This is a genomic window from Deltaproteobacteria bacterium (genome assembly GCA_016931625.1).
Lineage (GTDB): Bacteria > Myxococcota > XYA12-FULL-58-9 > XYA12-FULL-58-9 > JAFGEK01 > JAFGEK01.
Genome location: JAFGEK010000059.1, coordinates 1 through 11,237 on the forward strand (window position 1 = coordinate 1; position 11,237 = coordinate 11,237).

Consider the following 11,237-nt stretch of genomic DNA (forward strand, 5'->3'; position numbering starts at 1 on the left):
AAGAACAGAGAACTTAAAACTGGGAATTTGAAGTGAGAGCTTATTCGTAATCATGTCTATTATTTAGGGAAACCCCCTAATTAAAGACTAATTAAAAATGATGAATAAAACATTAGATACTTGGCGATTTATTGCCAAATTAGAATGCAATTAATCATAAAAAGGTGTCTATTAGGCTTTAAAACGGCAATTGGGCCGATATTTCAAGCTCTTTTAAGACAACATTAGGATCCAAAGGCTTGGGCGTAACAACATCAGCACCAGCTTCATGAGCTTTTTGTTCAATTTCTGGTGTTAACTGACCGCTAGTAACGATAATTCTAGTGGCTGCAGTATCAGGGCTCGATTTAAGTCGTCGGCATACTTCTAAGCCATCAACCATTGGCATGAATACATCAAGAATAGCAACATGTGGCTTAATAGAGCCGATTTGTACTAAGGCATCAACACCATTATTCACTAAGGAAATATCGATACGGTCAGATTGGCCCTTAAAAAGTCGTGCTAAAGCTTCAAGTTGTTTAGCATCATCGTCAACAATTAGCAGCCGGCGTTTTGATGCGCTTGCCAGAGATCGTGGCACTGGCATTTTATGCTGCATCAAAAACGCTACTAAATCAGCAGCGCGGATACGGCGATGACCTCCAGGTGTACGGAAGGCCGGAATACGGCCATCTTTGACCCACTTATTAATCGAACTTGGATTTACCTGTAATAGGGATCCAACTTGATAAGAGGTCAACAAGCTATCAGGTAAAATTTCAGGTCTGCTCATCTCTACCACCATGTTACCCCCCCTAATCTCCTTTTTTTCATGAATACCAGTATCGAACCAGGTTTGACAAGCTTATCATGAATTTAAGCATTCGTCTCGAAAAGATCTTAAATTTGAGAAAAAGATTTTAACAATTGCTCCTGGTTAAAAGACACATTCAATATTTATAATTTTTTCAAGTTTTTTCAAGGTGAGAGACGATCCATTAATCGTGCGAATGGAATGGTTTCACGTACATGATGTAAACCACAGATCCAGGCTACAGTTCTTTCAATTCCAAGCCCAAAACCAGCATGTGGAACCGAGCCATACCTGCGTAAATCTAAAAACCATGAGAAAGCTTGTTGTGGCAGGTTATGCTTGGAGATCGCGTTTTCAAGCACCTTAAGATTATCCTCACGTTGACCACCACCAATTATTTCTCCATAGCCTTCAGGAGCTAGTACATCTACACAACGTGCTATATCCGGATTTTCAGGATCGCGTTTCATATAAAAAGCTTTTACGCTTGCCGGAAAGCCATAGACCATAAGAGGACGATCGTAGCGTTTAGTTAGTTCTGTTTCATGAGGACTACCAAAATCATCACCCCAATGTATTGCTAATTGATTTTTTAACTCAGGATCACTGATTTCTTCTTGAATTGTTTGAATTTCTTTAAGCGCTTTATCATAAGAAAGTCGAGTAAATGGTTTTTGCACCTTAAGTAGTGGTGCAATGTCCCGTTTTAATTGTCCAATCAACTCTTTTTCGTGTTTTTCCATTACCTTTGAAACAATATAAACAAGAAAATCTTCAGCTAAATCCATTAGACCATCTAATTCAAGGAAAGCTACTTCAGGTTCAACCATCCAAAATTCAGTTAAGTGCCTTCGTGTTTTTGACTTTTCAGCCCGAAACGTTGGTCCAAAACAATAGCTTTTGCCAAAAGCCATTGCTGCAGCTTCTTGGTATAGTTGCCCTGATTGAGTAAGAAATGCTGTCGTATCGAAATAGGGAGTAGAAAATAGAGTGGTAGTACCTTCACAGGCGTTGGGAGTAAGTATCGGTGAATCAATTAAGGTAAAACCATTGTCATCGAAATAATCTCGAATAGCTTTAATAATTGTGTGACGAATACGCATAATTGCATGCTGTCTAGGTGAACGTAGCCACAAATGGCGGTGGTCCATTAAAAATGCATCGCCATGTTCTTTTTTGGTGATAGGATAATTGATTGCTTGATGAATAAGTTTGATATTTTGCACCTGTATTTCAAAACCGATTGGGCTTCGTATTTCTGCACGGACGGTGCCCTCGATTGACAATGATGATTCTTGAGTCAATTCATTTGCAATATTGAAAATATCATCATCAACATCTTGTTTTGAAACCACAGCTTGAATAATGCCACTACCGTCACGTATTTGCAGAAATTGTAAAGTTTTTGAAGAACGCTTATTGTAAAGCCAACCTTGTAAAGTAACAATTTGGCCTTCGTATCGAGAAATATCTACTATTGGAGTAATAATCATCCTGGTTTTACTCGACCATAAAAGAGAATGCTGTAGCTCTACCAGCTATAGCACACGAACCGAGGCTTAAATTGTCAGATGTATTACCATCAATATCGACCATGGTCACTAAAAGAATATAGGTACCAGTAGTAAGTTTAGATCCAGGAATTACGATATATGTTGGAGGCGTTTTTGAAAAAAAGTCGAGCATTTCTGAAGTACTTTGGGGAACATTTTGAAATATTGGTTTTGAGCTGTTTGCCTGCCAATTGCTTGGCTCATCATAGTCAAAAGGATTCTCGGTATCGCCTAAAAAGGTAAATTTTAATAAAGATATGAGGACTTGTTTTTTAGTGGCACCAGAAGCACTACTCCAATCAATTGTAAGATCAGTATTGTTGGGGTGAATGTTCACTTGCAATAAAGGGTCTTGTGACATTGTTGGTGAGAATACTACATTTTCTTTAGGTATTCCTTGAGGAGCGATAACTGCAAGATTATAGGTTTCATCATTAGCATTAATCGATGTTTTATATTCGACCCCTAATTCATAAGTTAAATTAGCACCATTTACACTCGAAGCTTCATAGCTGCCTTTTTCATTGTTTGCAGCTAAGGGAACGCGATTGTTATTATAATTGATAGAAACTACAGCATTTGCAATGGGGGATGGGGGATTAGTTGAGGTAATGCTATCGCGCTCGCCAACACCAACGATAACATTTGTGGCAGAGGGGAGGGCATCAGCACCAATAGCAGCAAGCAAAGGGTCATCGTCATTTGCTAAATCAGGAGTACCAGTAACCATACTAATTGCAAAAGTGGTGGAGAGTAACTGTTCGCAACCGCTAACAGTAAGCGACAAAGCAAATATTGCTGATAATACAAATATAAAACGATGATTCATAAGTGGCCTCCTGCCCAAGTGAATGCGGCATTTTTTTTATAAATGCTACGATATAAGATGCAGTTATGTATTCTGCACATTAATCTACAAACCTATTATACGGATCATGTCATAGAGGTGTTTCGTGTGCGACATTATTTTTTTAAGGTGAATGCAATTATTTGAAGAAACTCATCAGAATTAAGTGATTATGACTTTTACTAGCAGTTGTTCTAATAATAATAGATATGCCGTAGAAGATAATAAATTCATGACAAGTTTAGGATAATCAGGAAAAATTTGAGATAATTCATCTATATTCCCTGCATTTTCTTTAAATAAAGTTTTTATAAAGCTATCAATATGGTGTTGTTCAATCGTTAATACTCCATCACGAGCTAAAATATAAAGTGATAAAATTCGGGCAATACTTTTCGTTGCATAATGACGAAGATTAGCACTATTTTGCCAAGTGTTACATATTGATTGCTGTTCAGCAGCGGTTATACCTTCACTGTCAAGAAGAGGTTTTTCGATTAGTGTCCAAGCTTGTTTAATTTCATCATTAATTAACGCAGGTGGTACTCTTAATTGGTAATGCTTAGCAAGTTGATCGAGAATTTTTTGTGCGGCAATCATACGTTGTTCTTGCCTACGCTCAGCTATTATAATTTGCGATAATTTACTAAATAGCTGTTCTAAACTATTGCCAACTTTAATGCGTTTAAGGAATTCTGGTGAGTCTTGTTCTAAATAAGTTAATTCGCATGCATTGGTAATATGTAACAATAAATCAACTTTTTTTGCCCGGTATGATGCTAAGGGAAATTCTTTTGGTAGAATATCTTTAGCAAAAAAACGATCACCGATTTTGTGACCAATAATCGCTGAAGTAAAACGTTGTTGCTCTTGCTCTGGTGCTATTATTATTTTCAATCCATGCTTTTATCGTAGTTATTGGGCAGACAGAAATAAAAGCTGATTCCTAATGGAATTGAACGTAATGCTGTTTCACGGACAATGGCGCTACTTGGTGCTATGGGTTTATTTGGAAGAGCCCAATTTGGCGTTTGTAAAAGAAGGGACTTACCCTTTTCTGCAATAGTAAATGTTGATTCACTAAAAGGCAGCGTTGTTTCTGATGTTAATTTTGTTGGCGGAGTAACTTTAAAACCTAACTCAGATGTTTGTTCTGAAGACAATTCAAACATACAATATTCGGTTTTATTTTCGTTATATTTATTAATTTCTTGAAAAATAATTGCCGTGATAATCAGCCATTGATTTGCATCAGCGCATTTTTTATCATCTTGACCAAGTACTGTATTTATGGCGGCTTCAGTCAGCTTATAAGCCTCAGCGTAGCTAACCTCAAAATACTGTGCAATTTCTTGTGAAATATTATTTAGAGTTTGAGAATCAAAAATAATACTTTGCCCGCAGGCAAAATCAGCAAAAGTTAGGTAATTAGTATTATCTAACTTTAAATTTTCGCTAGTGCTCTTCGTTACACGAAGATTCATGTTTTAAAACCTTAATTTCGGTTATTAGCTTTTACGTCAAGGAAAACCACTAATAATAGTTTATACCAAATTGGATTGACAATTGGTTAAAAAAAACGTTTATCGTTATTAGGTATAGTAAAACACTAACGAAATCAATCTTATGAAGAATTGTGGTTTATCATGAGGCGCATGCTGGAGTCTAGTGGCTCTATAGAAAACAGTAATAAACATAATAATATGATATAATTGAATAAAGTTTTTAAGTTATTATTATTGTTTTTTAATAATAAAACCTCATATTGTACTTTATTTGTTAATTATATAAACAATTGTAATGAAGTTTAATTTCATAAGAAATTTGATGCTCGTAATCAGGAGCGTTATATAATAATATTAAACAGCTATCTCTTTTTAGCCGTAACGTTAATAGAGGTATAAAAATTAAAGAAACCAAGTGATTATCTTAAAAGGTAGTCATTTGATTAGGGCGTGTTAATGCAGCGTTTTTTAAGACTTTTATTAACATATCTAGTTATTATTGGTAGTTTTTGTGCATTTTCAAATGTTGTATTGGGAGCCACTTTACCAACCAAGCTACAAGCTGCATTATTTAAAAAGATTTTTCTATATGACAAAGTTTTACATGGCAAAGAAGGCGATAGTTTAAAAGTACTTGTTGCCACTACAAGTGATTTTAACCAGGATCCTGATGAATTGGTCACAGCATTTAAAGCAGTAGGTATTTCAGCGCAAAAGATGGGCGTTAATGAAATTGCTAATAATATCGCTAGTGCTGCTGCTGTGTATATCCATGGTCACATTGCGCCAGACTCTATAAAAGCTCTTTGTGCTAATCGCAGTGTTCTTAGTATTTCTGGTTATTCTGAATTAGCTGAATCTGGTTCAGTTTCTATTGCTTTAGGCATAGCTAAAGGAAGACCAGAAATAATTGTTAATATGAAACGACTAAAAATTGATGGTCACGAAATATCGTCTGATCTTTTAGCTCTGGCACGTGTAATTAAATAAATTACCTAGGGTCCCCCTTATTTTAATACAACTATGGCACTTTGCGTGATGGTTTAATTGAATTTACAAATCCGTGTATTATCCATGCTTCTTTAGTTGGATACCATGCAACTTCAGCCTGATCGCCATTATCAGTTGTATCCTTAAACCATCGTAGTGGTGTTCCCATTGCAGCAGTTAGTTCATCTATCTTCATTCCTACCGCAATATCTTTATTGAGTATTGCTGCTCGAATAGTAGGCCTTAAAGATTTTAGCCAGCTATTAACATTTTCTGGCTCTGCGAGTTGTTTGGCTATTGCTGATTCAACAAGTGTTTCTTTTGCTAGATTCATTGGCAAAAGCAAAATGAAATATTTGCGGTTAGTTGGAGTAATAGTATTTTGGGTTGGTATTAAATAAATCCAAGGATTGTATCGTGGAGTAGTAAGCATACGTTTAGCCATGGCTGTAGAATCAGGAAATTCAATTTTTTTTACTATAAAAGAGCTACCAGCAGGAATAATACCACGTTGACCTTGAGGATGTATTGGCTCGCCTTGTAAATTAATTATGTGTGAGGTTTCGTCAAATGGATAGGGTGATAGTAACCACATCTCATTTTCATCATAGAGATCACCATAATAGCAAGATTGACGCAAAGAAACGATATGGTTTTGATGTCGTGAATTAATTCTTTCACGACTTGAAAGTGTAAGTAGTGTTTGTGATGCACATGAAGTCGTAATCACCACAAGATAAATGTAAGTTAGTAATTGTAATATACGCATGGGTTTGATCTCACTAAAGCTTTGCAACACTTTTTAAATGTATTATTGCAAATATTAATAATTCAAGCGTTTGTTTGACCAGTTATTTAGGTCGATGATATTTACCTGATAATTTATTTGTACCCTTGCAGAGGGTTGATTTAGTGCGAATTAATATATCATCCTTATTATTTAATTTAGCAAATTTTGTGTTTGCAATACTTTGCATAGGTGTATTTGCGCTTCCTACGTATGCAAATGAAGTTAATACAGACATAGCAGCTGGTGAAAGCAAAGAAAATGATAAATTGGCTTGGCCGACTTTAAAACTTGAAAACAACACAACAAAAACTTCAACAAAGATATTAAATATTAATCAGCCTGATAAACGTTCGGGTTTGTACCAATTAGGCCTTGGTCTTGAAGTACCGATGATAGGAGTGATTACAGATGTATCAGCAGGAAGAATCAATTTTGGTTATACAATAGGAGGTGCTTTGTCTTGGGAATTATCTCCCAATGTTTTAATTAGAGCTTATGGTGCGAACGAACGTGCTTTTGGTGTAAAATCAAAAATAAAATATCAACAAGTTAACACAAATGCAGCAGATGCTACAGTCAAACGTTTACAAGATGCTAATTGGTTTGGTGCGGAAATTGGTTTTGGGGTAGCGTATCTCTGGCGTGAAGTTTTTCTTAATCTCTCTCCATATATAGGTGCAGATGGTGGTGCAGTGTTTTCAGGATATGAATATATTTTTTCTTCAACTGATCCGCTAATTCAGCAAGATATTTTAAGTAATACTACTGACAAAAAACAGGATATTCATGAAGCATTAACTTGGAATTGGCTAGCGACAGTTAGGGGTGGAGTCCGCATGTCTATGTTGAAATGGTTAAGCACCCAAGCTGATGTTAGTGTTTCTTATGTTCCTGCATCTTTACAATTAGTTACAAACACCTATACTGCTTTGGGCGTTCGTTCATTAGGGGAAAGCGTGATATTTATTCGCATGACCTTTAGTGTTCGTTTAGGTCTATAATTTTAGTTTTTATAAGATATAACGGCTTAAATCTTCACTATCAAACACATGGTCAAGTGCTTTGGTTACGTAATCTTTATCGATGATTATTGTACTACCTGATTTTTCAGGAGCAGAGAATGATATATCTTCAAGTAATCTCTCTATAACGGTATGCAATCGTCGTGCACCGATGTTTTCTGCTCGAGTATTTGCTTGTGCTGCAATTTTTGCCATGGCAGTTAGACCATCATTAGCGAATTCAAGCGTTACATTTTCGGTATCGAGTAATGCACGATATTGAACCGGTAAAGCGTTTTGTGGCTCTTTTAAAATACGTAGGAGTTCAGGTTCTCCTAAAGCATCGAGTTCGACTCGAATCGGAAAACGACCTTGCAGCTCTGGGATCAGATCACTGACTTTAGTCATATGAAATGCACCAGCAGCAATGAATAAAATGTGATCAGTGCGTACGCTACCATATTTGGTAGTAACAGTAGAGCCTTCAATGATAGGCAAAATATCACGCTGTACTCCTTCACGCGAGACATCTGGGCCATGACCACCTTCACGACGACCAATTTTGTCGATTTCGTCGATAAAAACGATACCACTTTGCTCAGCACGACGAATCGCTTCTTTCACAACTGCGTCTTGATCAATGAGCTTATTAGCTTCTTCTTGAGTTATGATCTCTTGCGCTTCAGGAATTAAAACACGACGTTTGCGTGTACGACGGCCTAACATTTGGCCCATCATATCTTGAAGGTTCATCCCCATTTCTTCCATGCCAGTATTGGAAAATACTTGCATAAAAGGAACACGAGTTTCTTCAGCGTCAATTTCTACTTGGCGATCATTAAGTTCACCAGCACGCAACATAGCACGCAATCGTTCACGGCTTGAATCAACTGCATAAGCGCTATTTGCTGTAGTTTCATTTTGTTGTTCGTATCTAGGCCTTGGTAATAATAGATCGATTATTCGTTCTTCGGTATGCGCACGAGCTTGAACCAATACTCGCTCTTTTGCTTCTTCTCGTGTCATTTGTACAGAGGCTTCAAGGAGATCACGAATAATTGAATCAACATCTCGGCCGATATAGCCAACTTCGGTAAATTTAGACGCTTCAACTTTAATAAAAGGAGCTTGAGCGAGTTTGGCTAAACGGCGGGCAATCTCAGTTTTGCCAACACCCGTAGGTCCGACTAAAATTATATTTTTAGGTGCTATTTCATCGCGCAATTCGTCAGGAACGCGGCGACGACGCCAACGATTGCGCAGTGCAATTGCAACCGAACGTTTTGCCGCATTTTGACCGACGATGAATTTATCTAACTCACTAACAATTTCTCTAGGCGTAAATTGGGCTTCGGGAAATTCTATTGGTGTTTGGTTGTTCATACTTTATTCAAGCTCCTCGAACTGAATTTGTTGATTAGTATAAATACATATGGAGGCGGCTATTTTCAAAGCTGCTTGGGCAATTGATTTGGGATCAAGTGTGGTGTGTTCAATAAGAGCAAGCGCTGCCGATTGTGCATAGGCACCACCCGATCCTATACCTATAATACCTTGGTCAGGCTCTAATACATCACCGGTTCCAGATAATAAAAATGTGCGTTCATGATCAGCTACAACCAATAAGGCTTCTAAACGGCGAAGCATACGGTCAGTACGCCAATCTTTGGTTAGTTCAACAACCGCTCGTGACAAGTTATTTGAATATTCCTTTAATTTACCTTCAAATCTTTCGAATAAAGTTAACGCGTCAGCAGTTGAACCTGCAAAACCAGCTATTACTTTGCCACCAGACATGCGTCGTAATTTTTTTGCTGTTTGTTTAACAACAGTATTATTCATTGTTACTTGGCCGTCAGCGGCTAATACCACGTGATTATCACGGCGAACCGCAATAACTGTGGTGCCGTGCATTTCTGCTGTCATTGGTTATACTCCTTTGAATGCATCGCATATTGAATTGGGTCAACAATGCCAGCTTCGACAAAACCTTGTAAACGTATCTGGCATGCATCGCAGTGGCCACATGCAAGTGAACCAACTGGGTCATAACATGAATGCGTCATACCATAATCAACCCTAAGTTCTATACCACGTTTAATTATTTCTGCTTTGGTTAGATTGATGAGTGGGGCATGGATTGTAAAGCTACCACGTTTCAAAACTGCAGCAGCAGTTGCAATATTGGCAAGTTTTTCAAATGCTGCAATAAATTCTGGGCGACAATCTGGGTAGCCAGAATAATCAATAGCATTAACTCCAATAAAAATATCATAAGCACCAATTATTTCAGCTAGAGCTAAAGCATGTGATAAAAAAATAGTATTACGTGCAGGGACGTACGTAACCGGAATATCTCTTTGAATTTCATCAGCACTTCTATTTTTAGGAACTGCAATATTGTCAGTTAGGGCTGAACCGCCAAAAGCCGCTAGATCTATCTTGGCGATACGATGTTCAATAGCTGCGAGTTTCTGTGCTATACATTTGGCTGCTTCAATTTCAATTAATTGTCTCTGGCCGTAGCTAAAACTTAAACAATGACAAGCAAAGCCTTGGGATTGTGCCATGGCAAGCGTGGTAGCAGAATCTAGGCCTCCCGAGAGAAGAACAACAGCTTTAAAATTATTAGACATATGGCGGCCTAATAAGGATGGGTTTAACGTCATGTCAACTGTCGTTGTGTAAGAATATCTTTATTGGCTGCGCGGATGTGCTTTGTCATAAATAGCAAATAATCGTTCTGCAGTTACTTTAGTATAGCGTTGTGTTGTTGAAAGACTTGTATGTCCGAGTAATGTTTGAATTTCACGTAAATTAGCTCCACCTGCTAAAAGATGAGTAGCAAAAGAATGGCGTAGTTGATGCGGTGTGACATGACGACCTAAGATACGTAGAGAAGCTTTAGCTATAGCTCGTGCTAAGGTACGGGAAGAAATTGACTCATGCTTTTTTCGCCCGACTAAAAAATATGGATTACCTGTTGGTCTATTTTGACGGTATGCATTAAGTGCGGCAAGGCAGCCTGAAGGAATAGGTACAATTCGTTCTTTATTGCCTTTGCCAAGAATACGTGCAGTTTGGCTTTGTAAATCTAGATCGATATCACGCAACGACGCAACTTCACTTAGACGCATACCCAGACCATACATTAATAACATGGCGGCGTGATCACGTAATGCACTCATATTATTACTATTTGGAGGATGAAGCAAAGCAAGAACAGCATCAACATCAAGTGCTCGTGGTAATGATTTTGGTAGCTTAGGGCTACGAATAGACGCTGTTGGATCACCAATTTCAGGATCACTTCGTCGCAAGAAGGCAAAAAAAGCACGAAGTGTACTTTGTTTACGTGCTAAGGTAGTTGCACTAATACGAGTAGAATTTGAGTTTAAGCATTTTGCTAAGTGGGCGCGAATTAAGTCAGATGACCACTCATAAGGGTTTGTTTTATTTCGTTCAGTGGCAAATTCGAGCATAGCATTTAAATCAGCTTGATAGGCGCGGATAGTATTGGCTGAATAACGTCTTTCATGTTGGAGATAGTTAGAAAACGATTCGATTAATGCCTTCATATTTATGAATCCTGCATTATCATTATAGGGGGTGTCCATAAATGTCTCCCATCGATCTACACAAAATCCGCGACTGCGGCCCACGTGCTTATAAAATCCTGCCTGCGACTTGCCACCAGCAAGCCTCGGCATGATTTTTTTGCGCGCGCGGCCCTCGTCACGCGGCTTTTGTGAATC

Annotated in this window: 12 protein-coding genes; 2 read left to right on the forward strand and 10 right to left on the reverse strand. The window is 37.8% G+C overall.

All coding sequences use genetic code 11. The features are described 5' to 3' along the window. Nucleotides 1-178: 178 nt before the first annotated feature. The 5 genes from JW841_05185 to JW841_05205 form a co-directional block, all read right to left on the reverse strand. Nucleotides 179-787, reverse strand: a complete 609-nt coding sequence (locus JW841_05185; protein MBN1960318.1) for a response regulator — start codon at nucleotides 785-787, stop codon at nucleotides 179-181. Nucleotides 788-960: 173 nt separating this feature from the next. Beyond that, nucleotides 961-2,289, reverse strand: coding sequence for an asparagine--tRNA ligase (gene asnS / locus JW841_05190; GenBank protein ID MBN1960319.1), 1,329 nt, complete (start codon nucleotides 2,287-2,289; stop codon nucleotides 961-963). A 7-nt stretch (nucleotides 2,290-2,296) separates the two neighbouring features. Next, entirely contained in the window at nucleotides 2,297-3,178 is an 882-nt protein-coding gene (locus tag JW841_05195; GenBank protein ID MBN1960320.1) for a hypothetical protein, read from the reverse strand. A gap of 180 nt (nucleotides 3,179-3,358) precedes the next feature. Next, nucleotides 3,359-4,093, reverse strand: a complete 735-nt coding sequence (locus JW841_05200) for a hypothetical protein (protein MBN1960321.1) — start codon at nucleotides 4,091-4,093, stop codon at nucleotides 3,359-3,361. Continuing rightward, complete coding sequence (locus tag JW841_05205) at nucleotides 4,090-4,680, reverse strand: hypothetical protein (protein ID MBN1960322.1); 591 nt, start codon at nucleotides 4,678-4,680, stop codon at nucleotides 4,090-4,092. Before JW841_05205 ends, JW841_05200 begins: the two co-directional genes overlap by 4 nt. A gap of 477 nt (nucleotides 4,681-5,157) precedes the next feature. On the opposite strand from JW841_05205, the gene JW841_05210 reads away from it, so the two are divergent. Further along, complete coding sequence (locus JW841_05210) at nucleotides 5,158-5,691, forward strand: DUF4154 domain-containing protein (GenBank protein MBN1960323.1); 534 nt, start codon at nucleotides 5,158-5,160, stop codon at nucleotides 5,689-5,691. Between the two features lie 31 nt (nucleotides 5,692-5,722). On the opposite strand, the gene JW841_05215 is transcribed toward JW841_05210, so the two are convergent. Then, on the reverse strand, nucleotides 5,723-6,460 hold the full coding sequence (locus JW841_05215; protein MBN1960324.1) for a hypothetical protein: 738 nt from the start codon (nucleotides 6,458-6,460) through the stop codon (nucleotides 5,723-5,725). Between the two features lie 143 nt (nucleotides 6,461-6,603). Between JW841_05215 and JW841_05220 the strand changes: the two genes are divergently transcribed. Then, nucleotides 6,604-7,482, forward strand: a complete 879-nt coding sequence (locus tag JW841_05220) for a hypothetical protein (GenBank protein ID MBN1960325.1) — start codon at nucleotides 6,604-6,606, stop codon at nucleotides 7,480-7,482. Nucleotides 7,483-7,491: 9 nt separating this feature from the next. Here JW841_05220 and hslU read toward each other — a convergent pair whose 3' ends face one another. From hslU to JW841_05240, 4 genes are all read right to left on the reverse strand, one after another. After that, nucleotides 7,492-8,865 (reverse strand): ATP-dependent protease ATPase subunit HslU, encoded by a 1,374-nt coding sequence (gene hslU, locus JW841_05225; protein MBN1960326.1) that lies wholly within the window; start codon nucleotides 8,863-8,865, stop codon nucleotides 7,492-7,494. A 3-nt stretch (nucleotides 8,866-8,868) separates the two neighbouring features. Then, complete coding sequence (gene hslV / locus JW841_05230; protein ID MBN1960327.1) at nucleotides 8,869-9,408, reverse strand: ATP-dependent protease subunit HslV; 540 nt, start codon at nucleotides 9,406-9,408, stop codon at nucleotides 8,869-8,871. Beyond that, nucleotides 9,405-10,118, reverse strand: a complete 714-nt coding sequence (gene queC, locus JW841_05235; protein MBN1960328.1) for a 7-cyano-7-deazaguanine synthase QueC — start codon at nucleotides 10,116-10,118, stop codon at nucleotides 9,405-9,407. The genes hslV and queC overlap by 4 nt, the downstream gene beginning before the upstream one ends. A 60-nt stretch (nucleotides 10,119-10,178) precedes the next feature. Next, nucleotides 10,179-11,237: tyrosine recombinase XerC (locus JW841_05240; GenBank protein ID MBN1960329.1), on the reverse strand; the 1,059-nt coding region annotated here is incomplete at its 5' end.

Bases quoted from the DNA above. Each gene is read 5' to 3' on its own strand.
- JW841_05185 (MBN1960318.1), bottom strand. From the start codon at position 787: ATGGTGGTAGAGATGAGCAGACCTGAAATTTTACCTGATAGCTTGTTG.
- asnS (MBN1960319.1), bottom strand. From the start codon at position 2,289: ATGATTATTACTCCAATAGTAGATATTTCTCGATACGAAGGCCAAATT.
- JW841_05195 (MBN1960320.1), bottom strand. From the start codon at position 3,178: ATGAATCATCGTTTTATATTTGTATTATCAGCAATATTTGCTTTGTCG.
- JW841_05205 (MBN1960322.1), bottom strand. From the start codon at position 4,680: ATGAATCTTCGTGTAACGAAGAGCACTAGCGAAAATTTAAAGTTAGAT.
- JW841_05210 (MBN1960323.1), top strand. From the start codon at position 5,158: ATGCAGCGTTTTTTAAGACTTTTATTAACATATCTAGTTATTATTGGT.
- JW841_05215 (MBN1960324.1), bottom strand. From the start codon at position 6,460: ATGCGTATATTACAATTACTAACTTACATTTATCTTGTGGTGATTACG.
- hslU (MBN1960326.1), bottom strand. From the start codon at position 8,865: ATGAACAACCAAACACCAATAGAATTTCCCGAAGCCCAATTTACGCCT.
- hslV (MBN1960327.1), bottom strand. From the start codon at position 9,408: ATGACAGCAGAAATGCACGGCACCACAGTTATTGCGGTTCGCCGTGAT.
- queC (MBN1960328.1), bottom strand. From the start codon at position 10,118: ATGTCTAATAATTTTAAAGCTGTTGTTCTTCTCTCGGGAGGCCTAGAT.